General features: G+C 42.6%; 22 protein-coding genes. 10 read left to right on the top strand and 12 right to left on the bottom strand.

Translation table 11 applies throughout. The features are described 5' to 3' along the window. The first annotated feature begins 124 nt into the window (after nucleotides 1–124). From RH96_RS12415 to RH96_RS12425, 3 genes are all read left to right on the top strand, one after another. Nucleotides 125–1,225, top strand: coding sequence for a cation diffusion facilitator family transporter (locus RH96_RS12415; protein WP_010201439.1), 1,101 nt, complete (start codon nucleotides 125–127; stop codon nucleotides 1,223–1,225). A 301-nt stretch (nucleotides 1,226–1,526) separates the two neighbouring features. Next, the gene (locus RH96_RS12420; protein WP_010201440.1) at nucleotides 1,527–2,231 is read left to right on the top strand and encodes a hypothetical protein; all 705 of its coding nucleotides are present in this window, start codon (nucleotides 1,527–1,529) and stop codon (nucleotides 2,229–2,231) included. 89 nt (nucleotides 2,232–2,320) lie between these two features. Further along, complete coding sequence (locus RH96_RS12425; protein WP_010201442.1) at nucleotides 2,321–4,207, top strand: monovalent cation:proton antiporter-2 (CPA2) family protein; 1,887 nt, start codon at nucleotides 2,321–2,323, stop codon at nucleotides 4,205–4,207. A 9-nt stretch (nucleotides 4,208–4,216) separates the two neighbouring features. Here RH96_RS12425 and RH96_RS12430 read toward each other — a convergent pair whose 3' ends face one another. Next, nucleotides 4,217–5,146: a DUF2628 domain-containing protein gene (locus RH96_RS12430; RefSeq protein ID WP_010201443.1), complete on the bottom strand. Its 930-nt coding sequence runs from the start codon at nucleotides 5,144–5,146 to the stop codon at nucleotides 4,217–4,219. Nucleotides 5,147–5,402: 256 nt separating this feature from the next. Between RH96_RS12430 and RH96_RS12435 the strand changes: the two genes are divergently transcribed. The 4 genes from RH96_RS12435 to RH96_RS12450 all read left to right on the top strand — a co-directional run bounded on the left by RH96_RS12435 (nucleotide 5,403) and on the right by RH96_RS12450 (nucleotide 9,997). Beyond that, the gene (locus tag RH96_RS12435) at nucleotides 5,403–5,801 is read left to right on the top strand and encodes a hypothetical protein (RefSeq protein ID WP_157999889.1); all 399 of its coding nucleotides are present in this window, start codon (nucleotides 5,403–5,405) and stop codon (nucleotides 5,799–5,801) included. A gap of 130 nt (nucleotides 5,802–5,931) precedes the next feature. Then, a complete protein-coding gene (trmB, locus tag RH96_RS12440; protein ID WP_010201446.1) occupies nucleotides 5,932–6,729 on the top strand; it encodes a tRNA (guanosine(46)-N7)-methyltransferase TrmB in 798 nt (265 codons plus the stop codon). A 1,029-nt stretch (nucleotides 6,730–7,758) separates the two neighbouring features. Continuing rightward, nucleotides 7,759–8,817: a recombinase RecA gene (recA, locus tag RH96_RS12445; protein ID WP_010201447.1), complete on the top strand. Its 1,059-nt coding sequence runs from the start codon at nucleotides 7,759–7,761 to the stop codon at nucleotides 8,815–8,817. A gap of 40 nt (nucleotides 8,818–8,857) precedes the next feature. Further along, nucleotides 8,858–9,997, top strand: coding sequence for a regulatory protein RecX (locus tag RH96_RS12450; RefSeq protein ID WP_010201448.1), 1,140 nt, complete (start codon nucleotides 8,858–8,860; stop codon nucleotides 9,995–9,997). A gap of 116 nt (nucleotides 9,998–10,113) precedes the next feature. On the opposite strand, the gene RH96_RS12455 is transcribed toward RH96_RS12450, so the two are convergent. The 6 genes from RH96_RS12455 to RH96_RS12480 form a co-directional block, all read right to left on the bottom strand. Next, nucleotides 10,114–10,827, bottom strand: a complete 714-nt coding sequence (locus RH96_RS12455; protein ID WP_010201450.1) for a YidB family protein — start codon at nucleotides 10,825–10,827, stop codon at nucleotides 10,114–10,116. A gap of 230 nt (nucleotides 10,828–11,057) precedes the next feature. Continuing rightward, the gene (locus tag RH96_RS12460) at nucleotides 11,058–11,516 is read right to left on the bottom strand and encodes a hypothetical protein (RefSeq protein ID WP_010201452.1); all 459 of its coding nucleotides are present in this window, start codon (nucleotides 11,514–11,516) and stop codon (nucleotides 11,058–11,060) included. A 260-nt stretch (nucleotides 11,517–11,776) separates the two neighbouring features. Continuing rightward, on the bottom strand, nucleotides 11,777–12,055 hold the full coding sequence (locus tag RH96_RS12465; RefSeq protein WP_010201454.1) for a succinate dehydrogenase assembly factor 2: 279 nt from the start codon (nucleotides 12,053–12,055) through the stop codon (nucleotides 11,777–11,779). A 109-nt stretch (nucleotides 12,056–12,164) separates the two neighbouring features. Further along, nucleotides 12,165–13,061 (bottom strand): dihydropteroate synthase, encoded by an 897-nt coding sequence (folP, locus tag RH96_RS12470; protein ID WP_010201455.1) that lies wholly within the window; start codon nucleotides 13,059–13,061, stop codon nucleotides 12,165–12,167. 166 nt (nucleotides 13,062–13,227) lie between these two features. Further along, entirely contained in the window at nucleotides 13,228–15,123 is a 1,896-nt protein-coding gene (ftsH, locus tag RH96_RS12475; protein ID WP_010201457.1) for an ATP-dependent zinc metalloprotease FtsH, read from the bottom strand. 381 nt (nucleotides 15,124–15,504) lie between these two features. Further along, the gene (locus RH96_RS12480) at nucleotides 15,505–16,137 is read right to left on the bottom strand and encodes an RlmE family RNA methyltransferase (protein ID WP_010201458.1); all 633 of its coding nucleotides are present in this window, start codon (nucleotides 16,135–16,137) and stop codon (nucleotides 15,505–15,507) included. A gap of 342 nt (nucleotides 16,138–16,479) precedes the next feature. On the opposite strand from RH96_RS12480, the gene RH96_RS12485 reads away from it, so the two are divergent. Together RH96_RS12485 and RH96_RS12490 are read left to right on the top strand one after the other, a co-directional pair. After that, complete coding sequence (locus tag RH96_RS12485; protein WP_010201459.1) at nucleotides 16,480–16,791, top strand: YhbY family RNA-binding protein; 312 nt, start codon at nucleotides 16,480–16,482, stop codon at nucleotides 16,789–16,791. Nucleotides 16,792–16,930: 139 nt separating this feature from the next. Further along, the gene (locus tag RH96_RS12490; protein ID WP_010201461.1) at nucleotides 16,931–17,707 is read left to right on the top strand and encodes a hypothetical protein; all 777 of its coding nucleotides are present in this window, start codon (nucleotides 16,931–16,933) and stop codon (nucleotides 17,705–17,707) included. 276 nt (nucleotides 17,708–17,983) lie between these two features. On the opposite strand, the gene RH96_RS12495 is transcribed toward RH96_RS12490, so the two are convergent. After that, complete coding sequence (locus RH96_RS12495) at nucleotides 17,984–18,709, bottom strand: CHAP domain-containing protein (protein WP_010201465.1); 726 nt, start codon at nucleotides 18,707–18,709, stop codon at nucleotides 17,984–17,986. A 257-nt stretch (nucleotides 18,710–18,966) separates the two neighbouring features. Here RH96_RS12495 and RH96_RS12500 point away from each other — a divergent pair, with 257 nt between their 5' ends. Then, nucleotides 18,967–19,482, top strand: a complete 516-nt coding sequence (locus RH96_RS12500) for a hypothetical protein (RefSeq protein WP_010201467.1) — start codon at nucleotides 18,967–18,969, stop codon at nucleotides 19,480–19,482. 298 nt (nucleotides 19,483–19,780) lie between these two features. On the opposite strand, the gene lpxC is transcribed toward RH96_RS12500, so the two are convergent. The 4 genes from lpxC to RH96_RS12520 all read right to left on the bottom strand — a co-directional run bounded on the left by lpxC (nucleotide 19,781) and on the right by RH96_RS12520 (nucleotide 24,896). Then, a complete protein-coding gene (gene lpxC, locus RH96_RS12505) occupies nucleotides 19,781–20,698 on the bottom strand; it encodes a UDP-3-O-acyl-N-acetylglucosamine deacetylase (RefSeq protein ID WP_010201470.1) in 918 nt (305 codons plus the stop codon). Between the two features lie 403 nt (nucleotides 20,699–21,101). After that, on the bottom strand, nucleotides 21,102–22,301 hold the full coding sequence (gene ftsZ, locus RH96_RS12510; protein WP_010201472.1) for a cell division protein FtsZ: 1,200 nt from the start codon (nucleotides 22,299–22,301) through the stop codon (nucleotides 21,102–21,104). Between the two features lie 290 nt (nucleotides 22,302–22,591). Continuing rightward, nucleotides 22,592–23,884, bottom strand: coding sequence for a cell division protein FtsA (gene ftsA, locus RH96_RS12515; RefSeq protein WP_201592179.1), 1,293 nt, complete (start codon nucleotides 23,882–23,884; stop codon nucleotides 22,592–22,594). A gap of 214 nt (nucleotides 23,885–24,098) precedes the next feature. Beyond that, nucleotides 24,099–24,896, bottom strand: a complete 798-nt coding sequence (locus tag RH96_RS12520) for a cell division protein FtsQ/DivIB (protein WP_026037355.1) — start codon at nucleotides 24,894–24,896, stop codon at nucleotides 24,099–24,101. Between the last annotated feature and the right edge of the window lie 100 nt (nucleotides 24,897–24,996).

A 24,996-nucleotide genomic window follows, 5' to 3' on the forward strand; every position in this document is an offset into this window, starting at 1 on the left:
TTATGCACAGCAAACCCAGCTTTATAAACCATCCATTTTACCTTCTATCATCCTGAGTGTTGTTATGAGTCAAAATAATTCAAACCCTGAACGAAGTAACCATTCTCATCAGAGCGATGCTGATATGCCTGAACCTCTGCTTCAAGATAATGAGAGCAATTACACTCATGACAAGCAAGACACTCACGACCACGATGAACACTTAGAACAGACCACGGCACCGCGCGATACCAAAGGCTATCAGCGCACTTTACTGTTTAGCTTTATTATAATCACTGGCTACATGTTTATCGAAGCGATCGGTGGCTGGCTCACCGGTAGTTTGGCACTATTATCCGATGCCGGTCACATGCTCAGCGATGCGGTGGCCCTTGGCGCGACGTTAATGGCGTTCAAAATTGGTGAAAAAGCAGCGACCCATCAAAAGACCTTTGGTTATAAGCGCTTTGAAATTTTGGTGGCGGGGGTAAATGGCGCTACTTTGGTTATTATCGCGCTGATGATTTTTTATGAAGCGATTAAACGATTTAATTCACCGCCTGACATTGCTACCCAAGGGATGCTTATCATTGCGACCATTGGCATGCTGATTAATATTTTAGTCGCTTGGTTGATGCACCGAGGTAGCCACGCTGAAAATGAGCATAGCCACGGCGCCAGTATAGACAAAGCATCTGATAGCAAAGCACCAGTGAATCTGAATATGCAAAGTGCTTATTTGCATGTCTTGAGCGACTTGATGGGTTCGGTTGCGGCTATTATTGCCGCATTACTAATGATAGGTTTTGGTTGGTTGTGGGCAGATGCGGCGGCGTCAGTCATCGTTGCCATCCTGATTTTAATCAGCGGTTACCGCGTTGTACGCGATTCAGTCCATATATTGATGGAAGGCACGCCAGCAGGTATATCGCTAGTCAATGTGGAGCAAAAACTGATCGCCCATCCTCAAGTACACAAGGTACACGATCTGCACGTTTGGAGTATCACCAGCGGCTTAAATGCACTGTCTTGTCACGTTGTCGTCGATGGAGAAATGAGTATTCATGAATCAAGTCTGCTGATTGAGGATCTGGAAAAAAGCTTATTAACACTTGGCATTCATCATGCGACTATTCAGGTCGAAAGCTCATCGCATCCGCAAACAGCTACCCATAGCGATGCATTAGTCTGTGACATCTCCGAGCGCACCGTTGATAATGGGGGTCATATTGGTCACAATCATTGAGCAGCTATATTAGAGTCCGTCAATAACGCTACTCAGCAAAATCTGTATGCTGTATTAATATTAAGATTAAGATTAAGATTAAGCGATGCTAATTTAATACTAAGCCAGCTCTTCATATGGCTGCTATATTGGCAACTCTCATTAAAATTTGCTCAATCACTTTAAAAAAATAAAGTGCCAGTAAGTTTATATGGTTATAATAACTATCAATTAATGATAAATGATCAATTCAAACCCTATTGAACATTGGCAAACATACTTATTAGTATCTTTTTAATTTATTCATTGATGATATCCCACTATGTCTAGACGCTCAGCACCTTTTGTCGCCCCAGACTATATCGACGACCCTACCTCAAAAGATGGCAAAAAACACGCCAAGGTTTTGCTATCAACCCTGCAAGAAGACATCGCCAGCTTTCGTGATGCGCAATTTCCACCTGATATTTTACGACAAGTTCGCGACATGCCTATCTATGAAGGCAATTTAGCCGAAGTCAAAGCTTATCAACAGCGTTGGCAGACTCTGCTCGAACGCGCGATGGCCTTTTATCCTGCGGCCAATCTACCACCTGATTATCTGCCGCTACCAGCTAGCCTCGAAATACCGCAGTTTATTTATCATGTGCAACGACTGCATCTAACCAAAACTCACGCTAAAGAATCTAAAAGTTTTGGCTCAGTCGGTGCACTTACGGATAAATGCGGGGATTACAGCGCTGATGAGATTGCGCGTATGGCAACCGTATTTGATAACGATGATGAGGCACGTTTGGTCGCTCATCGTGAATTTATTGATTTGCGTGCGTACGTCTTTTGTCGCGATAATAAAGGTGAGATGTTAGAGCCTGAGCGCGTGCGATTTTATCGTACTGGACTCATTGTCCACGCTTTGCCCAATTTTAAGATAATAGACAGTCGGCAGACACCGCGTAAGCGTCGTAATGATGCTTATAACAATCCGCTTGCCGATAATGGCGTGTGGAAGATTTATCGCAAAAAATAACGTATGCTCGCGTTATTTATTATTGTCCTTCTTGTTTTATATTGACTGTTTCACATTGCTTATTTTATTGCCAATTTTGAGGATTCCAGATGTTCGCTGCCGCCGCCGGCTCACCAAATTTAATGTTACAAGCTACAATTTTCTTGGGAGCCGCGCTGCTCTTTGTACCCCTTGGCAAACGCTTTGGTATTGCGACCGTCCTTGGTTATTTAATCACCGGACTTATCTTAGGGCCTAGTGCGCTAGATGTAGCGGGCGATGCTGAGAGCTTATTACATTTTTCTGAATTTGGCGTGGTGATGCTGCTCTTCATCATTGGTCTTGAGCTCCAGCCTTCACGGCTTTGGGCGCTGCGCCGCTCAATATTCGTCCTTGGCGGCTTGCAGGTCGGTCTTTCCGGCACCTTATTGATGGGTATCCTATATCAATTTTTCTCCTTACAACTCGATACTGCTTTTATCGTCGGTTTCGGCTTGGCGCTCTCTTCTACCGCTTTTGTGCTACAAATACTGACTGAAAAACAGCAGCTGTCTAGTACTCATGGGCGTGAAGCGTTTACCATCTTGTTATTCCAAGATATTGCCGTGATTCCTTTATTAGCGGTCATTCCGTTTTTGTCAGGGGTGCGCGAGCAGAGCTACGACTTAATCTATTTTGGCAAGGTTTTCGCCGTTTTCGCTGGACTGATTTTTGCCAGCCGCTATGTGGTTCGACCTTTCTTTAAATTTGTCGCCTCTAGTGGTGCGACAGAATTACTGACTGCGGTCGCACTATTTATCGTCATGGGTGTCTCTATCTTGATGGGTCAAATTGGTCTATCGATGGCGCTTGGCGCATTTTTGACTGGCGTATTGCTGGCAGATTCGGAGTACCGTCACGAGTTAGAAGCCAGTATCGAACCCTTTAAAGGATTGCTATTGGGGCTATTCTTTATGTCAGTCGGTATGTTGACTGATGTCAAACTCATTTTGGCCAAGCCCATCTTTATTATCGGCTGTGCGATGGCATTGATGTTTATCAAATTCGGTGTGGTCACCGCTATCGCAAAAATATCTGGCAATCGATGGCCAACCAGTATCAGATTGGGGGTGACTCTCGCTCAAGGGGGTGAATTTGCGTTTGTCTTGTTCAGTGTGGCCACCGCCCAAAACGTTCTGCGACCTGAGCTAGCAAACACCCTAAATCTCATTGTGACCATCTCTATGGCGCTGACGCCATTGGCATTCTTACTATTAGAAAAAATAGGAGAGCCATTATTTGCCAAAAGCAAACCCAGCCGTGAGTACGACACCATTCCCGATCATGAGCATCAGGTCATTATCGCGGGCTTTGGCCGTGTCGGTCAGATTATCGGTCGTGTATTACGCATGCATAATATCGAATTCACAGCCATCGAACGCTCTGCCAATCGGGTGGATTTTGTCCGTCGCTTTGGTAACCAAGTCTATTATGGTGATCCAAAAAACCCTGAAATATTACGTGCCGCTGGTATCAAAAAAGCACGTGTGTTTATTCTTGCCATTGACGACTTAGAGCGCTCTATTACCACCGCTCAATACTTGCGTAAGAACTACCCTGATTTAATCGTCTTGGCACGAGCGCGCGATCGTCAGCATTATTATCGCCTCCGTGAAGTTGGGGTGCGCCATATTTGGCGTGAGACTTATTTATCGTCATTAGATATGTCGCGTGAGTCCTTGCAGCTGCTCGGCATCTCTCCAGAAAAAGCGCGCGAAACCGTACAGACTTTCCGTGATTATGATGACGACTTGATTGAACGTCAGCAAGCCATCTATGATGATGAAGCCAGCCTGATTGAATCAGTACAGTCATCAATGGCAGAGCTTGAAAGCTTATTTGATGAGGATATTGGTAAAGCCCGTAAGATGGATTTGAGTGAGTTTTCTGACGCCCTAAAAAACCAAGCGACGCCCGTTGATGAAAAAGACGATATCGTTCCTGATCCTAAAGCTTAACTACCTTTTTTAATCCGTTGAGCAGTTTGGCGGCGCCAGTTTTTCGTTTAGCGAGCTGGTGCATTGCCAACTATCGTTATCTTCCACATGATAAAAAGCCACTGTTTGCTCATTGAGATAACGCAGTGGGAATTTAACATCATGGATCGTTCCTATGACGGCACAATCTGTTTTAGGAACGCCCGGCACTTGAGTGTCAATACGTACCAGCACTTGCGGGTCGTCTATGTTAAATGGCAAATCAATGGGGCACTGCCCAGTCTGTTGGTAAATGACAGCCACACGATTCTGCGTCGTTTTGGTGATGTCATAAGCATTGAATAATATTTCATTGGCTTTTGGCTTCGCGATAATAGGTAAAAACTGTACCTTAATCACCAGTAAGGCGAAAGCAAAAAGCCCAAAGCCCAATCCCAAACCAAATAAGCTCACCCCACCCTCTCGGTGCAGATGTGCCTGCTGCGCAGTGTCATCTCGTGGATGGTCATCAACGGCGTCAGCGATTTCGCGCCGTGCCATACGGTAGTAATAAGCGTCTGTCCAACGCGCCACCATACACGCCCAATACAGCCAAATCATCGCAGCAATACCTAGCCGCGTTGCCATTTGATACGCATCAGGAATATAAGACATCGCCACAAATTCAAAGACAACCAACACAATCGCAATATTAAGCTGAATAAAAGACCAACCTGCCACGCTATAGACGATCGCATCCATATAGCGCTTGCGATATAGTAGCCAAGGAAAAGTAATAAAAAACGCGGCCCAGTGCCATTTTGGCGATAAATAGCCTTGCTTATCAAACTCCGCGAAGCGCTTGAGATAATAGCGTTGGGTACGATGACCGATAAACCATTTATCCAACTGCTCACGCTTGACAGCAGTCAGCTGTTCTTGGTAAAACGGTGGCGGTGAATCCGTCTCGATAAATAACATAGCAGTAGGCTCTCGATAAATAACATAGCAGTAGGCTCTCGATAAAAAGCGTATCAATAATCACTGTAAGATACTTTTTTAAGCGAATAATCAGATTAAATACACTCTTTATATTCTTCATTAATATTTCATATTTATAGAATATCTTTAGTATAAACTGATGCAAAAGCCAATCATAGAGCGACTAAGCTCTTGTCCTTATTTGATTCGTGAGCATCTCATGTCTACACTCAAGCGCAATATAATCATAACCATTATGACTATTACCGTTCTAATCGCTACTGCTATAACCCTTATCATCGTTAACGTCAGTGCCATATCTGATCCTTATAAAAATGAGCTAGGTTTTGATCAAAGCACCTTTGTAGGTCAATGGCCATTTACTGCCGAGAGTGTGGTAATAAGATGTGATAACATTGACGACAAATCAATTGTTTCTATAACAACCCTCAGTGGAGAGCGTTATATGCTCAATGCTGATTCAAATACAGACATTGATAAGCCGCCAATGAAAACGCTCAGTGCAAAAGATACAATCTGGCGCGATACTGAGACAGATACTGAAACAGATAAAAACTATTTATCACCTGCTGACGCCAAAGTTTCTACGGACGATATCATCGATGCAGGTTTAAAATTATGTACGAAAGCTTAGAAAATGTTTGAAAGGAGAGTGAAAGCGGTTTACGCCATCAGCAACTGCCTGATAATTGAACGTTCACACTTGCTCATATTTAACCTATAATACGCTCATATTCGCAACTTTATAAAGTCTTAGTAACCCTATGAACCAATCCTCTAATCCCGATAACTCAAATGATATAAATCAAGTGGCTGAGCCTAATACTGCCATCGAGACCGTTTCGCAAAACGATAAACATATTCGTATTGTGAATACTTTTATGAAACGGCGCACGCACATGAATAAGAACGCCGAGATGGCTCTCACTGATCCAGAGTTTGCTGACTACTTGGTTAATAACAGCTTCGGTGACGGCAATCTTGATGGTATCGATGACTTGCGCGTACTATTCGCCGATACGCCCAACGGTATTGATGCGCCGCTTACTGTAGAGATTGGTTTTGGACTGGGTGACTCATTCATTGAGATGGCAGCTGCCGAGCCTACCCGTAACTTTGTGGGTGTTGAAGTACACGAGCCAGGTATCGGTAAATGTGCTTATATGGCAGGTACAAAAGGTTTGAGTAACGTCAAAATCATTAACGGCGACGCCATCCAATTGCTAAAGCAGCTTCCAGAAAATCATATCGACCGTATTCAGCTCTACTTCCCTGATCCATGGCAAAAAAAGCGCCATTATAAGCGTCGTTTTGTCAGCCCTGAACGTATGGCGATTGTCACGCGCAGTTTAAAACAAGGTGGCTGGTTCCATACGGCAACCGACTGGGAGCATTATGCCTTTTGGATGGTTGAGGTTTTAGACGGTTTTTCAGGACTCACCAATCAAGCGGGTGCAGGCAACTTTACTGACCGCCCTGACTTTCGTCCAATGACCAAGTTTGAGCGCCGCGGTTTAGAGCGCGGGCATGGTGTCTGGGATTTAATCTATATTAAAGAGTAAGCCTTATCGCGTTACCCTTAATGACTTTTGACAAAGCGGCTAAGACATTTAGCCGCTTTTTTATGCAGCTGGTATTACCCATCCTCATTTTATCTAAATATATTCAGTATTTAATCAGCCAAACCCTCTGTTTGAGACGCTTTGAAGAATTTTATTTATTAAATTAACAAAGCAGCAATATGTGAAACATAGCAATTTTGACGAAATTGCCAGATAAAAAATAGTTGCATGATGGCACAAAACGTATAATTGAATGATTCGCTGATACTATACATCTATGCAAGCATTGGTACTATAAGGGCTGCACGAGTTCTCCCCATAAGCTGTGGATAACCCTGTGTATAAGTCACTACTTGACAAGGATTTTCCTAGGTAGCTTAAAGGGTTAGGTAAAATCGTTCATTTTTTGTACAATTTAAAAATCTATATTATTCAATAACTTATGTTCAAATTTAAATCATAATAAATTATTTTTAATATTTTAAAATATTATTTTAATATTAGCGATGTTTCACATAAGGTAAATAGACGCTATTTATTTGTTGTGGACAACTTATAAATCTATTGACAAACTACCCCATTATCCCGTCTGAAATAATACATAAGCTCCAGCATAGTCTATATAAAATTTCAGTCATTTATCATGCGACATATAGTGTCGTTTAACATCATCGAACCCCCTATATGATCCTTGGTTTTTGTTATAATCACCTTATCTAATCAACAGTCGCATAAAGAAGCGCTTCATGATCAATGAGCTTAATACAGCCTAGAAGTTAACCCTGTAGCCATTAATTACGGACTTAATTTTACTTTTATCATTATTTGATTTTACTGTATAGTAAGGTGATATATCCAATATTACTATCTATCTCATCGATATGACAACCTATATAATCTAGCTGAACGCTGGTTACTATGTAGATAATTATCAGCACTATTAAGCCATTAACTGTCATGGTACGAATATTTTCTTTATAGCACCAAATTTATAGTCTTACACTAATGATTGAAGATAAGGAATCCAGTATGGACGACAATAAAGCCAAAGCCCTCAAAGCGGCACTAGGTCAAATTGAAAAGCAATTTGGCAAAAACACTATCATGCATTTAGGTGATGACTCAGCCATTATGGATGTTGATGTGGTATCAACAGGCTCATTGGGTCTAGACATTGCCCTTGGTATCGGTGGTCTGCCAAAAGGTCGTATCGTTGAGATCTACGGCCCAGAAAGCTCAGGTAAAACGACCATGACGCTGCAGGCGATTGCAGAATGCCAAAAGCAAGGTGGCGTGTGTGCCTTTATTGATGCTGAGCATGCACTAGATCCCGTTTATGCGCGCAAGCTTGGCGTGAGAACTGATGACCTACTGCTGTCTCAGCCTGATAATGGTGAGCAAGCGCTTGAAATCACTGACATGTTGGTACGTTCGGGTGCCGTCGATATGATCGTCATTGACTCAGTCGCAGCCTTGACACCGCGTGCAGAAATTGAAGGCGAAATGGGTGACTCACACATGGGTTTGCAAGCACGTCTAATGAGCCAAGCGCTACGTAAAATTACCGGTAATGCCAAACGCTCCAACTGTATGGTGGTCTTTATTAACCAAATCCGTATGAAAATTGGTGTCATGTTTGGTAGCCCTGAAACCACGACTGGTGGTAATGCGCTGAAATTCTACGCCTCAGTCCGTATGGATATTCGCCGTATCGGTGCGGTCAAAAACGGTGATGAAATCATCGGGAACCAAACTCGTGTGAAAGTTATTAAAAATAAAATGGCACCGCCATTCCGTCAAGCCGAGTTTGAAATCACTTATGGCGAAGGTACCAACCACTTAGCCGAAGTGATTGATTTGGGTGTCGAAATTGGCGCAGTCGGTAAAGCAGGCTCTTGGTACAGCTATGGCGATGAAAAAATCGGTCAAGGTAAAGCCAACTCTGTATTGTTCTTGAAAGAAAATCCTGCAATTGCAAAAGAGATTGAAGATAAAATTCGTGATGAAAAACTTGGATCCAAAAAAGAAGCCAAAGCAACGGATACTAATGAAGCCGATGCAGAACTTGCTTCTGAACCTGTTCAATAACGGCTTCATTAGTATCCGTTATCAATGACCATGATTTATTATGGAAATTAAGACCCTAGCCGAAATCCTAGCTGAGTCGGAAGCCGATTCAGCTAGTACTCCTGTCTCTAAACAAAAAACAGCCACTCAAAAGTATCTCTCTAAAAAATCTGCTAAGCGACAACAGCCTGTAGTTAAATCAAAACATCCAAAGTTTAGTCCAACGCGCTCAACTTCTGAGGACGATGAAACGTCTCAAACCTTTGATCACTCCGACAACGACACTAGCTCATTTTTTACTCCTGAACATTCATCTAAATCCTCTAAAACCAAATCTAAAAAGCGTAAGAAACGCTTCCATCCGGCTGCTAACTTTGAGCCAGAGCCTAATAATGTACCTACTTATCAATCACCTGAACCGCAAAGTATCAAAGAGATGCTAGCGGAAGTTAAACGTGACATTCATGATAACTCGTTAGATGACAAGTCCAATATAAAAGAAAACTCAGATACAGATAACGTCATCGACGACACCACATTTGGTTCCACTGATGAGCATTTATCAGAGCCAGAGAAAGACACTGCTGCAGCTAATCAAATGGACAATTTGCCATCAGCATTAAAAGCCTATCTACGTACCCCTGAACAACGAAAGGCCGATGTTGATGCCATTAAAGCGGAAAGCCGCTTACGTTGGTTAGCATTTTACTATTTATCACGCCGTGAACATGGCAAGGCTGAATTAAAACAAAAGCTGCTCGATAAAGAGCAGAATCCTGCCAAAATCGATGCACTACTCGAAGAGTTTGAGCAGAAAGGCTATCAAAGTGACTATCGCACTACCCTCATGCTTATTCGTGAAAATATTCGTAAAGGTCGGGGACGTGGACGTATCAAGCAGGAGTTTTATCGCAAAAAGATGATCATGCCTAGTAATATCGACGAGCTAATCGATATGGCGAATGCAGAGTCAAATGAGTTTAGCGAATTTGTAGATGACAGCGCCGACAACCTCGTCGAAGGGATTGATTGGCTGAAATTAGCGGTTGCCGCCCGCACCAAAAAATATGGTGACGACATCCCCACTGAGCAAAAAGACAAGGCTCGCCAACTGCGATTTTTACAATATAGAGGTTTCAAGAGTGATATTTGCTTTACTGCGCTCAACTATACGCTAGACACATTAGATGAGCGCTTTTAGACTAATGACTCATAACGATTAATTAGTCGTAAAAAAAGAGTACGTGATTAGACATACTCTTTTTTATTGCATTTTTATCAATACTGGTTTGTTAAAAAGCAGCTATTTTAGCGTGGTTATTTTAACGTACCCAGTCGACTAGATAATTGGCCAATGATTTGATCAATCTCTTGATTGGCCTCAGCTTCATTGTCTAGGTTGCCATTTGGCGTCAATTGGTTCATCACTTCTGGCAGTAACTCCGCTAAACCTTGACGCACTTCAGTCTCATTAGCACCGGTCTGTGCGGCTACTTGCTGAATCTCGTTTTCGTCAAATAATTGGTTGATCTCATTGGGGTCCAAATTGTCATTGACCTCATTGCTACTCATCCAAGAACGTACTTGATTGTCGTGACCCATACCTGTAATTTTTGAGAGAGCAGCGCCTAAGCCGCCATTACGCTGAATCCAGCTCAATACCATGGGCATAAGCGCAGCAACCAGCATGCCTTTGCCGCCACCGCTGCCACTTCTATTACTTTGACCACCCAGTACGCTACCTAGGATGTCGCCCAAGCCACCCGCACCAGTGCTCATACCGCCGCGTTGACTGCTGCCGGTGAGACTACCTAGAATGTCGTCCAGACCAAATCCATTATCCGTCTGACGATCATACTGCTGTGGGTTATAACCGCCGGTTTGGCCACCGCCCAATACCCCACCTAAAATATCACCCAGCCCGCCAGTGCGGCGTGATGTCGTGCGCTGATTGACAGGATTGCGCTGTGCATCATCTGGAGCCATCGCACTACGTGCTACTTGACTGACTAAATTCCCTAATAAGCTCATAATCTCTTCCTTTTTGTTCATTTTATTTGTTGTTCTAAGCCGCTATGCCATCTAACCAGACCATTATAAAATCAATAGATGGCATAAACGCTGAATATGCTTTTGTAGTTCAATATAACAAATCTATCTTACTATCGAGATAGGTGTTTTGTTATTCACCATATTGGCCTATTAAAATCATTACAAACCTAGGGTCTGTTGAACATTCAGGAGAAACCTCGTGTGCCCAATTAAGTTGTTGTTGCAGCATTCACATTCGCCAGAATATTTAGCTCTCGCCATTGCTCAAGGCTCACTTGATCGCGAAATACAGTCACCGACAAAGGGCGCTGATAAGGCTCTGTAATAATAAAATCAAAGCTCATCGTCCAATAATTATGTTGAACAGTCCTCAATTGTGCTTGCCATAGCCCATCACCTTGACTCGTGCGTATCAGAAGTTGCCACTGTTGATCGACACGCTGGTCGAGCGGTGGCTGCGTTAGATGCAATAAAATAGGACGCGACAATGCCAGATAGCTAACGACGGCTGCCGTGATCGTTAATATCAATACATATTGCCATAGCGCCAATGCAGCAAGCCATGCCAATCCAAGCATGACTGACGCCAAACCAAGATACAGTAACGTACGCAAATGGCTAGCGGTCTTGATAGCAGTATCAATCCGTGGTGAGGTAATCATTGTCATATATACAAAACTGCCATATGGGAAAAACCGTCATATTTATCAGATTGTCTCAGTCATCAATACAAATTTAACCACATAAAAGGAAACTCAAGATCATGGATAGCTTAACTGATAAGCTACCCAGCTATAATATGGTCAGTTCGGAATAAAATCGATATATTACTTGTTAGGTACGACTGGTATAAATTTTGCTTCCTGCTATCACAGAGGCTACGAAAAATTCATCCCAATCGCACTGTATCTGTTTCAAAGTAAATCGACTATATATCCTTAGTATGACGCCATGTTTTAATCTTATTCACTAGCGCCCATATGCTTTCATCATCTGGACGATTTTGATTGGTAAAATAATCCAATAAATCTGGATCTTCATGAGTCAGCATTTGGGCAAAGCTTTCTTGCTCAGCGGGATCTGCTGTTAAATAAAGCTCTTTCACATATAGGTCAATATAAAAGTCCAATTCCTTTAAGCCACGACGGGCTTGATAAATGACACGCCGCTGTTCATTGGTTGGCTCTGGCTGGGTCGTAGTGGTCATAGAATTACTCTCATTATTTTAGTAGGTGTTCAGATTAATATTAAATGTTAACTATTAGATATTCATATAGTGCGATAGCAGTGATTAGGGCTATTCTAGCATTGATTTTTTAGTGTTGATTGAAGGCAGATAACTGCTGCCATAACGCCACTGCTTGCTGCATCATCGCGACATTATGAGTACGTATAATACTAGCGCCTTGTTGCAGGGCAAATATACCAGCAGCAACGCCGACCGTATCTCGTTCTAACGCCTCAGTTGTAGCCACCGCTTCGACGCCACTTTTGGTCAATACTTCTGCCAAAAAACGTTTGCGAGAGATACCGAACATCATGGGCAAGCCAAGACTTTTTAACTCTCCTAGCTGAGACAATAGCGCGCAATGATGTTCGTAGTTTTTGGCAAAACCAAAACCTGGATCGATCATTATTTTCTCACGCTTAACACCAACGCTCGTGACTTCATCGATACGAGCGCTTAGCTCCGCTTTGACGTCAGCGATCACATCGTCATAACGTGCCAGATTCTTCATCGTCGTCGGCTCACCACGCATATGCATCAACATAACTGGTATATCAAGCTCAGCCGCTAACGCTGCTGCACCCTCGCGTTTGAGCGCTCTTACATCATTCCAAATATCAGCGCCTGCCTCAAAAGCTGCCTGCATAACGGTAGGATTACTGGTATCGATAGACAACCAAACGGTATTACCAAGTTGCTGTCTAATTGCTTTAACGACTGGCACAACTCGTTGCATTTCTTCAGTGGTAGCAACGGCGTCAGCATTTGGACGGGTAGATTCACCACCAATATCAATAATGGTCGCACCCGCCTCTATCATCTCTTTGGCATGAGCAAGCGCGCTATCAATAGCATTAAACTGGCCACCGTCTGAAAATGAATCGGGTGTGACGTTAAGGATGCCCATAATGTGTGGTTGCGATAAATCTAAAGTTTTTTCGCGACTAGAGACGGTATAAATAGGTAAAGGTTGAAATAATGACATAGCCAATCCGTTGTAGATTAAATTTATAAAAACTGGGCTAGCGCTCTATTTTTCTCTTATGATATCAGTAAATCTGCTGTCTTTCTAAATCCTTCATAAAATGATGACAATAAAAAAGCCCTCTATTAAAAAGGGCTTTTTATGTTTGCTACTCATGAGCGGTAAACTACATCGCTGGTAATGGCGGTGGGGTCGAACCCGTCGTTTTCACATTATCTTTAGCTAAGTTTACTTCATTATGCTGGTACACTCTAGGTGGACGTGGATCTTCACCCGCTATGATGTCTTGCAGTTGATCACTATTAATGGTCTCCCACTTCATCAGCGCATCAACCATCGCATGCATTTTTTCTTGATTGCCTTCAATCAGTTCTCGAGCGATATCATACTGCTCTTCTAGCATGCGGCGAACTTCGTCATCAACTTTTTGCTGAGTTGCTTCAGAAATCGTACGACCACCGCCACCGAAGTAACCTTGTGAATTGTCATCATCTTCATAGACCATGATACCTAAGGCATCAGACATGCCATATTTAGTTACCATCGCTCGTGCCATTTTGGTTGCACGTTCAAAGTCGTTTGAGGCACCCGTCGACATTTGATTGATAAAGACTTCTTCAGCGATACGACCACCAAATAAAATCGCAATGTCACTGAGCATTTTTGACTTATACATACTGGTTTGATCATGCTCAGGCAGCTGCCAAGTTACCCCAAGGGCAAAACCACGCGGCATAATCGTGACTTTATGCACTGGATCGGTACCCGGTAGTAGCTCAGCCACTAGCGCATGACCTGCTTCATGATAGGCAGTGGCACGGCGCTCTTCTTCACGGATGACCATTGATTTACGCTCAGGACCCATGTACAGCTTGTCCTTGGCATCTTCAAAGTCATTCATATCAACGCTACGCTTGTTACGACGCGCAGCAAACAAAGCGGCTTCGTTCACAAGGTTGGCTAACTGTGCCCCGCTAAATCCTGGTGTACCACGAGCCAAAGAGTTGGCATCAACACTAACGGTATTCGGCAACTTTCTTAAATGTACTTTTAGTATTTGCTCGCGGCCTTTGATGTCTGGCAAGCCAACTTGTACCTGACGGTCGAAACGACCCGGACGCAATAGCGCTTTATCAAGAACGTCTGCACGGTTGGTAGCCGCAATGACGATGACGCCTTCATTGCCTTCAAAACCATCCATCTCAACCAATAGTTGGTTAAGTGTTTGCTCACGCTCATCATTACCACCGCCCATACCAGAGCCACGATGACGACCGACTGCATCAATCTCATCAATAAAGATGATACAAGGGGCGCTTTTCTTCGCTTGCTCAAACATATCACGGACACGCGAGGCACCGACACCAACGAACATCTCAACAAAATCAGAACCGGAAATTGAGAAGAATGGTACTTTCGCTTCACCAGCAATCGCTCTTGCTAGCAACGTTTTACCAGTACCCGGTGGACCTACCATCAAGATACCACGTGGAATGGTTGCACCAAGTTTGGTAAATTTATCAGGATCACGCAGGAACTCGACCACTTCGACCACTTCTTCTTTGGCTTCTTCACAACCCGCCACGTCTTCGAAGTTGACCTTGATTTGGTCTTCAGTCAGCATCTTGGCTTTTGACTTACCAAAACTCATTGGGCCGCCGCCTTTACCGCCTGCACCACCCTGCATATTACGCATAAAGAATAAGAACAGACCAATAATCAATAGGATTGGGAAACTGGCTATCAGTAACTGCATCAACACGCTTTGACGTTTCGGTGCTGTGCCCTGAACCTCAACTTGGTTCTCGCGCAATAACGGCATTAGTTGCTCATCAGCCACGGCTGGTCTAATGGTCTCAAAAGATGAGCCATTTTTCTTTTCGCCGGTGATCTGCTCGCCATCAATTTCAACACTGGCTACCTGACTTTCTGACACAGCGGTCACAAATTCAGAGTAGTTAAGGCTATCCGGCTCAGACGATTGGTCAAAGCCGCTAAACACCAGCACCAAAACGCCGATTACCACCAGCCACAATAAGGTATTTTTTACCATGTCGCTCACTAGTTATTCCCATCCCTTACTTATTGGTGTGTTTACTAAACACGTGACGTCTATAAACGCATTGCTCATTGCTTGAATAACTGCCCAGACGCTTAACACTGTACTTGCATTGCAGCGACTAAAAAGACGCATTAACAAGTACTCGCTATCATTGACCTATCGTAAATGAGCTGATAAAGCGCTTATTTTCAGACGACTTTGCTTAAAACATATGCTCGAAACAAAGTTAATATACCATGATATGTGGTGTTGTCCTGCATAATTCAAGCAGGTTTCACTTTTATTCAGTTAACGATTGTAGCGGTTTTTATAGTGCGCTAATGATACTTTATGGTGACTCATCATCTCGCTTACAATAGCAACAACTCATTGATGTTAAAACTATTTAATCGCTATCCAAAACATCTCTTTTGAGCGCGGTCGTGATGCACCTGGCTTGATACTACGAATCTTACTAAAATCGAGCTGCATCTGCTTGCGTAATTCTTGTGTACCCTCGCCCTGAAACACTTTCATAATAAGCGCGCCATCTTCTGGTAAGGTTGCAAGTGCAAAGTCCACTGCCAGCTCGCACAAGTACATCATACGCGGCTGATCAATTGCGCTATTGCCAGCAGTATTGGGTGCCATATCAGACAATACTACGTCAACCTGCCTGTCACCGACTTCTGCCATAATGGCGTCAAAAACCTCAGCTTCACGGAAATCACCTTGGATAAAGGTAACATCAGGCAAGGTATCCATCGCTAAGATATCAGAGGCAATCAAGATACCTTGTTCACCTACCAATTGACCAGCAACTTGTGACCAACTGCCCGGCGCACTACCCAAATCAACGACCGTCATGCCTTTTTTGATGAGGTTGGTCTTTTCATTTATTTCTAATAACTTATAAGCGGCACGGGCACGATAGCCATCTTTTTGCGCCTTTTGGACATAGTGATCGTCAATATGCTCTTTCATCCAAGCACTGCTGCTCTTTGACAGTTTTTTGTTCTCAATACGCGTGGCCAAAATACCTGCTCCTATTACCTTACAAAACCTGAATACAATTTTTTGAATCGCTCTATCACTGACAAACTAAATTCAATAAAGCGTCGATTACTCTAGATGTGTCATCAATCAGGCTATTTATTCGTTGATGATCGCAAACTGACCAAATTCTATTGGTTAAAACACTGCTTTATAAGGCAGTAGCGTTTATAATGTGACCAAACATTCAGTTTAACATTTTCGTCACGTAAAATCGTGCAAAATCCTGCTGATCTCATGCAAGATGGGCACAGATTATCTATAATGATCAATCACTGTTTTTTGACAGTACCATTTTTATTTTTACCAACACCTAGGAATTCTATGCAACTCGATAACGCTACTATCAAACGCCTAAAAGGCATCGGTCACGAGCTAAAACCTGTCGTTATGATTGGCAATAAAGGTATTACCCCGACCATTACTGAAGAGATTGATCGCGCTTTATCAGATCATGAGCTCATCAAAGTGAAATTACCTGCTGGCACAAAAGAAGAACGCGATGTCATCGGTGCTGAGCTTGCCGCAGCAGCAAAGGCCTCTTTGGTACATTCAATTGGCCGCATGGCCTTGTTACTACGTAAAAATCCAAATGCCAATCCTAAGCTATCAAACCTTGCTCGTCACACGCAGTAGTGTGTCATACTCAGCTTGATTTGAGTGTTTTGATACAACCTAAAAGCCGTGATGCAATCTGCTCGCGGCTTTTATCTTTTTGTGAACTTAGGGTCTTTTGAACATTCAAATATTATAACTTTTTGAGTCATACCAAATTATGAGCCAGACTTTTAACCTTTGCATCGCCACTGAAAAGATAGCAGATGATGCCCAGCAGCTTGGCGTTAGCATAGACACGCTAAGAGCTATCCAAGTCGTTGTACATGCGACTATCATGCAGCAGCCACAGTTGCATTTACAGCTAACCTATCAAATCACCTTGCCAACACAATCTTTGGTGGGTCAATTAGACTGGCCTACTTGGGAAGAAGCAAATGTCGGCTTTACTGACTATTTGTGGGAAGAGAGCTGTCTTGAATGCTTTATAACAGGTAACTCAATAAATAATCACGATATGGCTGACATTAGCAGTAATTCGACTTATATTGAAGTTAACGCCAGCCCAGATGGTCGTTATGCGCTTTATCAGTTTGACAGCTATCGAAACCCTGCCACTCTGCCACCACCCCGCTTGTTATTAGCAAATGGGCGTACACCCGCAAAGATTAGCTGGACTGATCGCCCAAATACGCAAATACCATCAATAAATGCCAATGCCTCGAACAAATTATCGAAAACGCATACACCTCATAGCTACGAGCGAACCTTCGGTGTGCCATTAGACAAACTGTCTAGCCAAAATTTTTCTATCAGTAATATGACTATTGAGCACATACATCCTTGCGTCATTTTATGGTTCGGTGAAACCGCTTTATATTTCGCACCTACACATGCCTTTCCGCCTGACTTTCACGACCATCGCTATTGGTCTAGGTTTGATCCTGAAGCCGCCTTACTTAACCAGCTAGCGTCATCGATAGCAATTGAACGATAACGCGTATCTAGGGCGTGTCTTCAATTCACTCGATAGTCATCTAAATGGGCTAAAAATGGCTAAATCTTGCCAAACATCGTCAAATAGCTGGTTAATATCCCGATATTATCTGCGCTATTTTTCTTGTTTGACGGCAATTTATCTCATTTTTATCACCATTTTTAAAATGAAGACACGCCCTAATATTATTAAACAAAAAAAACCAGCAATGTCATTAAGAGCATTACTGGATTCGGAGAAAACGGTTTACTTAAAATACGATGTACTTGACGCTTATTAGTCAGCCATTGCAAGGTAGATACCGCGGTCTGATGCATCATCAACGTACTGCGAGTCACGCCATGTAGTATAGCTATAAGTGCCACTGTATGGGCTAATGCTGTTTTGACGGAAGTCTGATACCCAATCATTGCCATCAAAGATCTGGATATGACCATGTGGACGACTTGACGTGCGATTGTAGACTACGACATCACCAACTTGTGGCGACATATCGTTACTGATTTTGCTAAAGCCTGCTTGAGCAAGCGTACCACGAGAGGCGTACTGATAAGCTGAAGGGTTTGGCGTAAATTCATAACCTGCTGATTGTAGCGCTTTGCGTACGTAGCGAGCACAGTAACCAGAGCTTCTAGATAGCGCTACTCGTGACGCGCTTGCTGCTGCCATAGCAGGAGCAGAGTTGCGATCAGGCACACGGCTGGCTTGCTGCTGACGCTGCTCATACGATAAACGACTGGTTAGCGAGGCAAGCTGATATTCTTTTTGCTTGGCATGTGCGCTTAAGTTGTCAATCGCTTGACTGATTTCGTCGTTGCTATATACATGAGCACCACTATTAGTGCTATAGATGTTACGACTAGAACCGTAGTTCGCAGAAGTAGAGATATTGGTGATGGTATGACTCAAGGTATTATTTGGTTGAAAGGTGGTCTCGGCAGCACCACTCGTTTGTGCTATGCCCATTCCCAGTACTGACAAAATTAATAAAGCTTGTTTCATAAATTTACTACCTATTTGTTAATACAAGACTGCTCGTCATCCGTGACAAAGCATCAATTAGTTTAGAGGACATAATCATCAAATAAACATGATAAAATCCTTAGTACAACAGCTCACTCTTTTTTCTACAGTAACTAACGCTGGTATTATTGGCAGCGCGGTCTTCTGCTTCATAAATCGTTTGCTATCCATCCCATATATATTGAGCTTATTTGTTATGAATATCGATTTTGTCACCTATTAGATGAGTCATTACGATGTCAAAAAAACAGCCTAATCGGCTTGCCCAACTTATTGATCATCAAGCCTTTTCTGGTAGCGCGCTACCCCAAACCCTTGCTGACAATATGCGTCTATATATTGAAGCAACCACTGAGATAAAAGAGCTTCTAATAGACTGTCTACCGGAAGAAATTCTTAGTACCTGCTGGGTCGTTGGCTTAACCTCTGAGCAATTAACACTCAGTGTGGGCTCAATGACCGCTGCTAACCATATTCGCTATTTACAGAACGCTTATTTGCAGATATTAACAGAGCAGTCGATTACATTTAAACAACTCAAGCAAATTCGCGTCGTTGTAGCTAAAATACCTGCGCATAGTCTTTCATCTAAAAAACCATTAGCGCTATCAGCAACTTTATCAAAGTCTCACAAAGCCAATGAAAATCAGGCTCTTAGCCAAAACACAAAGCGGACTATATCACAGGCCGCAGAGCATGTCACCACTGATGAAAAGCTCAGAAAAGCACTTTTGCGCTTAGCAAATCATTAAAAACCTCGACTTCATCATGTAAAGTTATGTAACTATTTCCAAAAAATGAGGCCATTTACGCTAGGTTTTTGTAATGACGTAAACAAAAAAAATCATCTGTTAGTCAGCTTCACAATGTGAATGCGACTAACAGATGATTTTTTGATTACCTACAGCGTCGGTATTATCTACGCTAACGTTGTATTATTTAAAAATACTTACTTATATATCTATATACGAGAATATAAATTAATGGTTCTTATAACCATTTTATGTAATATTGCGTAAATGTTTCGATACTTCGTGTGTATTCCTGTATTCATCCTTCAACTGCGACCCCTTTTAGGGGCAAATATTCGATAGGACAGGTTACATTGTCATCAAAAGTTACAATTTCAAAGCTATCAGGATTAGACAATATCTCACGTACCAACAAATTATTTAATGCATGACCAGACTTATAAGCGTTAAAACGACCCAAAATTGGATAGCCAATCAGATATAAATCGCCTAGAGCATCCAAAATTTTATGGCGCACAAACTCATCATTAAAACGTAAGCCTTCTTCATTAAGGATATTGGCCTCGTCGATGACAATCGCGTTTTCCATACTACCGCCTAAAGCCAAGTTATTCTGACGTAGGGCTTCGATGTCCCGTAAAAAACCAAAAGTACGCGCTGAACTCAACTCTTCTATAAAGTTTTGCGTAGAAAACTGTAGCTGTGCATGCTGAAAGTTTTTATCAATAGCAGGATGATCAAAGTCAATCTCAAAATTTAATTCAAAGCCTTCATAAGGGCGTAGCTCTGCCCATTTATCGTCTACTTTTACTTTTATTGGTCTTACAACCTTAATGAACTTCTTTGAAGCTTCTTGCTCACAAAAACCAGCTTGCATCAGTAATGCGACAAACGGCGCAGCACTACCATCCATGATAGGTATTTCTGATGCGGAAACACGAATCAATAGGTTATCAACACCCAGTCCAGCAATTGCACTTAATAAGTGTTCTACAGTACCTACACGCGCGCCACCGAATACGAGATTGGATGACATCATAGTATCTTGTACTAAAAAAGCACTGGCTGGAATTGGCTGACTGCCTTCAATATCTGAGCGCTCGAAAACAATACCAGTATCAACTGGCTGTGGATGAAACTCTAAATCAACAGGCTGACCACTATGGAGACCGGTACCTGTAACAGCTATCGCTGCTTTTATGGTTCGTTGGTTCATGGCTGTTTTCCCACATATTTTGTTACAATTGACCTAGTGTACCATTATCCACACCCCATTCGCCATAGTTAAAAAGCGTTAATTTTCTTATCTCTTTGATTGATAACACTTATCGTGATTTTATTACTCGAGTGAATCATATTTTACCAACCTATAAATTTCCTTAAAAAACAGCTAGTTATGAATAAACACAATAATTACAGCATATATCGCGTGGTACATGGATAAGGCATGTTTGATCCTTTAATCATGTACTAACAGAGGCTATCCGTGAACGTTTAGCACGCTCTAATAACGGCTTACTAAAAAATAATGTTTCAAAACAAATCATTTCTTATGGATGAGCACAAAAAAGCCAGCGACATAGCGCTGGCTTTTTATAATCACGAGAAGTAAACAATGACTATTTATTTTGTTGACGCTTTAAATAATCTTGAATGCTGTTGGTCTTGGTTTTGGGCTGCTCTTGCGTCGGATTTGCACGCGCTAGACTATCTTGATGCAGCTGCGCTTGTGACTGCTTTTGGCTGTTTAGCGCACTGGTATGCAAATTAGGATCAACAGGCTGTGTGCTATTCACAGAAGGCACAGGCTGCTCCACTACTTCTGGCTCTTGGCCTGCATTTTCATCCAACGTCAAACCCGTTGCAATAACGGTCACATGTAGATCTTCACCCATTTTTTCGTCGATTACAGAACCATAGAAGATATGGGCATCATCGATATCGGTAATTTCTTCGACGATTGCGCTGATTTTACTCATCTCATCTAATGATAATGACTCAGAAGAGATAACGTTAACCAGTAGACCTTTGGCGTTTTCTAAACGTAAATCATCAAGCAATGGTGATCTAATGGCTTTTTCGGTTGCTTGACGCGCACGATCATCACCGCTAGCACGACCAATACCCATCATGGCGTGACCTTTAGCAGTCATCGCCGTACGGATATCGTTAAAGTCAATATTGATCATACCTTCGCTTGCGATGGTTTCAGCAATACCTTGCACGGCGTGTAATAACACATCATCCGCTTTTTTGAACGCATCTTGCATAGAGATATTGCCGTAGACGCTCATCAGCTTGTCATTTGGAATGGTAATGATAGAGTCAACGAAGTTGGTCAGTTGCTCAATACCAGCCTTAGCTGCTTTGATACGTTTCCCGCCTTCGAATTTGAAAGGTGTGGTCACAACAGCGACCGTCAATACTTCCATCTCTTTGGCAATACGAGCCACGACTGGCGCTGCACCCGTACCAGTACCGCCGCCCATTCCAGCGGTAATAAAGACCATATCTGAATGTTCGAGTAATGCGCGGATGGCTTCTTCTTCGCTTTCTGCTGCTTCACGTCCGACTTCTGGATTGGCACCAGCGCCTAGACCGCGGTTCGTTTTTGCGCCAAGTTGTAACTTATGCGGCGCTGTCAGACGATCAAGTGCTTGTTTATCCGTATTAGCACAGACGAACGTCACACCTCTAATTCCTTGTTGTACCATATGTTCAACCGCATTACCGCCACCACCACCCACACCGAATACTGTGAAGCTTGCTTGGCCGTTATTTTGAAGCTGGTTATCATCTGGCATGGTGTATTTTGACATAAAAAAGATTCTCCAGTTGCAGATAGCGTGATGGTCGATACATGGTAACGCACTCATATGACGCGCTATCGACTTACTATATATAAATGTATTTAAATAAAACAGGGCTATATCTTAAACCGTTAAGCTTGGACGAAAATATGTCATCATCGCTCAGGGTATTAACTTCAATGTTACTTTCGATATTACGTTATACGCTTAATTGTGGTACATCTTTCAAAACAACAACGCTTATTGTATAAGTATTCTTTGATATAAATATTTTTGTACCAACGTCGTTAGCAACGGAGTTATAGTATCTTTTTGAGCACACTAGCAAAACGTTGCCCTGCACTTTGAAAGACGCCAGTTACTCTGTTTTTTTGAATCGCTTCCGGTTCGCTTTTTTCACTGTGGCGAAACTGCTCGCTTTGGCTGTACAGTAGTGTACCAAATGCCGTTTGATAAGCGCGATCATTGACTTGGATATTTAGCTGTTTGAATGATTCGTCATTATCAAAGTGATTATAAGCGCTGATTGCTGGGTGGGTATTGGTCAAAACGACTGGCATTTTAAGCAGCTTCTTAGCAAAGGGTATCATGCCTTTGATCACACTACCGCCGCCTGTCAGCACGATGCCTTTATCAATATAGCTGATCAAATCTGCCTCATGCAATTGACGCGCCACTTCAGTAAAAATTTGCACATAACGCGCTTCAATAATACGGGCTAAGTTATAAATACCAATATTAATCTCGTCGCTAGTCCCTTGCGGCTTAAAGATAAAAAACGAGCTAGGATCGACGCTATTGACATCGACCGTACCATGCGATTTTTTAAGCTTTTCAGCTTCTATCATCGATATACCGACATCTGCGGAAATATCCATCGTCACTTCATGGCTGCCAGTCGCGATACAATGGGTAAAAATCAACTTGTTTTCTTTATAAACACAGATGCTAGTCGTGCTCGCTCCGATATCAACCAAACAGACACCCTGCTGGCGTTCATCACTCATCAAGCTATATTCTGCACTGGTCACCGCATCAAAGACAATATGATCGATGCCGACATCACAACTCTGCAATAGTTTTTGGATGTTCTGACGGCTGGCGACCGGCATCATCATCATGTGATACATCACGCTGATATTGTGCGCTACCGTCTCAATCGCATCGTCGACCATAAAATCTTGTTCATCGACATAGATACCTTGCTGGCAACAGTGCATCAAATAATAGTCTGAGGACAAGTCGCGTGATTTGGCGTTAGACAATGCCTGTACCATATCTTTGGCACGTACGACCTCATCCTCTACTAGTACTTCGCCCGCACTGTTTTTACTCAGGAGCTCAGGCGTTGCCAAGGTCAACCACACACTATGCACACGGCAATTGGCAGTATCTTCTGCTTCTTGAATGGCTTGCCTGATAGCGCCTTGCAAGCGTTCGCGATGTTTTATTTGACCTTGATAGAAGTCACTATTTTTGACTTGCCCTACACCCATAATACGAATGTCTTTTGCAGAGACAACGCTGCCAATAACGACATACACTGCCGTGGCACTTAGATGGACAACAACCAGATTTTCAGTATTTTTCATGGTACCAGACAAATTATCGCTAAACAGGAGACCAAATGACGTCTCCATTAAATCATTAAAAAAATCACTATCTTTACGCCGTTATATCCTATCGTACCTACAATCTCTATACTAAATAAACAAAGTGTCATGAAGTACTGGTAGTTTATCAACTACTTTTGCTTACCGTTCTTTCTACTCACCGTTCCTTACTACTCACTATTTTTTATGACAGTCAGCTTTTTGGTGCTTCGATTTCTGGTTGTGCCATATTCCAAGCGATGGTAAAGCCATTTTTATAACGTAAATCTACAGACTGTATTTCATTTCGGCGATTACTTAACTGATTACCTAGTAATTGACTAAGATTCAGCAGCTTTTGCGCGGTATTTTCATTATCAACAATGACTCGCTGACCGTTATCAAAACGAATGAGCCATGTCATTCTTGGCGACAGGATAATATCTGCAACTTGCATATCGAGTGGTGCATACCAATCGTTGATTTGTTGCATCTGTTGCATGATGACCGGCGCTTGCGTTATCTCACCTTGCAAAGTGGCAAATTGGGCTTGGGTCAAATCCTTACTATCAGCAGGGACAAAAACAATCCCCTTTGCATCGACCAAACGTTCTGTACCAAAATTCGCAACCGCCTGCTTGGGCAGCGCTGTGACCACAATGCCAAGTTGCCAGTCACGAGTCACACTCACTTGATCCACCCAAGCAAGACCCGTAGTAATATCTCTTAATGCTTGTAGATCAGAAGTAAAAAAACTGCTCACTTTCTGTTGATTCATGACTTGCTGTAGCTTTTGGTACTGAGCAACCGTAAGTCCCTGATTGCTGACATGAATGGCAGCTGGAGGCGCATCACGTAACGCTTTGCCACCCATAATTAATATAAGCACTAGCAGACCTAACACCAATACCATAAAAAAATATCTGACCGAATTCGGTACTTGGAAGTTAGATGTTGGACGACGGGCTTTATCACTCATCAAGTCAGTTACGTCGTTGACAGCTTGAGCCATAATGACCTTTGTCCCTATTTTGCATAAAGCTATTTTAATGAAGCCAATAGCACTTTTATTAAAGGTAAGTCTGCTTATATTTTGCAGTAGGATAACTAAT

Origin of the sequence: Psychrobacter sp. PAMC 21119, from assembly GCF_000247495.1 — a bacterium.
Classification (GTDB): Bacteria; Pseudomonadota; Gammaproteobacteria; order Pseudomonadales; family Moraxellaceae; genus Psychrobacter; species Psychrobacter glaciei.

Excerpts from the sequence above, each read along its gene's own strand:
- RH96_RS12415 (WP_010201439.1), top strand. The coding sequence starts at position 125 with ATGCCTGAACCTCTGCTTCAAGATAATGAGAGCAATTACACTCATGAC.
- RH96_RS12420 (WP_010201440.1), top strand. The coding sequence starts at position 1,527 with ATGTCTAGACGCTCAGCACCTTTTGTCGCCCCAGACTATATCGACGAC.
- RH96_RS12425 (WP_010201442.1), top strand. The coding sequence starts at position 2,321 with ATGTTCGCTGCCGCCGCCGGCTCACCAAATTTAATGTTACAAGCTACA.
- RH96_RS12430 (WP_010201443.1), bottom strand. The coding sequence starts at position 5,146 with ATGTTATTTATCGAGACGGATTCACCGCCACCGTTTTACCAAGAACAG.
- RH96_RS12435 (WP_157999889.1), top strand. The coding sequence starts at position 5,403 with ATGACTATTACCGTTCTAATCGCTACTGCTATAACCCTTATCATCGTT.
- trmB (WP_010201446.1), top strand. The coding sequence starts at position 5,932 with ATGAACCAATCCTCTAATCCCGATAACTCAAATGATATAAATCAAGTG.
- recA (WP_010201447.1), top strand. The coding sequence starts at position 7,759 with ATGGACGACAATAAAGCCAAAGCCCTCAAAGCGGCACTAGGTCAAATT.
- RH96_RS12450 (WP_010201448.1), top strand. The coding sequence starts at position 8,858 with ATGGAAATTAAGACCCTAGCCGAAATCCTAGCTGAGTCGGAAGCCGAT.
- RH96_RS12455 (WP_010201450.1), bottom strand. The coding sequence starts at position 10,827 with ATGAGCTTATTAGGGAATTTAGTCAGTCAAGTAGCACGTAGTGCGATG.
- RH96_RS12460 (WP_010201452.1), bottom strand. The coding sequence starts at position 11,516 with ATGACAATGATTACCTCACCACGGATTGATACTGCTATCAAGACCGCT.
- RH96_RS12465 (WP_010201454.1), bottom strand. The coding sequence starts at position 12,055 with ATGACCACTACGACCCAGCCAGAGCCAACCAATGAACAGCGGCGTGTC.
- folP (WP_010201455.1), bottom strand. The coding sequence starts at position 13,061 with ATGTCATTATTTCAACCTTTACCTATTTATACCGTCTCTAGTCGCGAA.
- RH96_RS12485 (WP_010201459.1), top strand. The coding sequence starts at position 16,480 with ATGCAACTCGATAACGCTACTATCAAACGCCTAAAAGGCATCGGTCAC.
- RH96_RS12490 (WP_010201461.1), top strand. The coding sequence starts at position 16,931 with ATGAGCCAGACTTTTAACCTTTGCATCGCCACTGAAAAGATAGCAGAT.
- RH96_RS12495 (WP_010201465.1), bottom strand. The coding sequence starts at position 18,709 with ATGAAACAAGCTTTATTAATTTTGTCAGTACTGGGAATGGGCATAGCA.
- RH96_RS12500 (WP_010201467.1), top strand. The coding sequence starts at position 18,967 with ATGTCAAAAAAACAGCCTAATCGGCTTGCCCAACTTATTGATCATCAA.
- lpxC (WP_010201470.1), bottom strand. The coding sequence starts at position 20,698 with ATGAACCAACGAACCATAAAAGCAGCGATAGCTGTTACAGGTACCGGT.
- ftsZ (WP_010201472.1), bottom strand. The coding sequence starts at position 22,301 with ATGTCAAAATACACCATGCCAGATGATAACCAGCTTCAAAATAACGGC.
- ftsA (WP_201592179.1), bottom strand. The coding sequence starts at position 23,884 with ATGAAAAATACTGAAAATCTGGTTGTTGTCCATCTAAGTGCCACGGCA.
- RH96_RS12520 (WP_026037355.1), bottom strand. The coding sequence starts at position 24,896 with ATGGCTCAAGCTGTCAACGACGTAACTGACTTGATGAGTGATAAAGCC.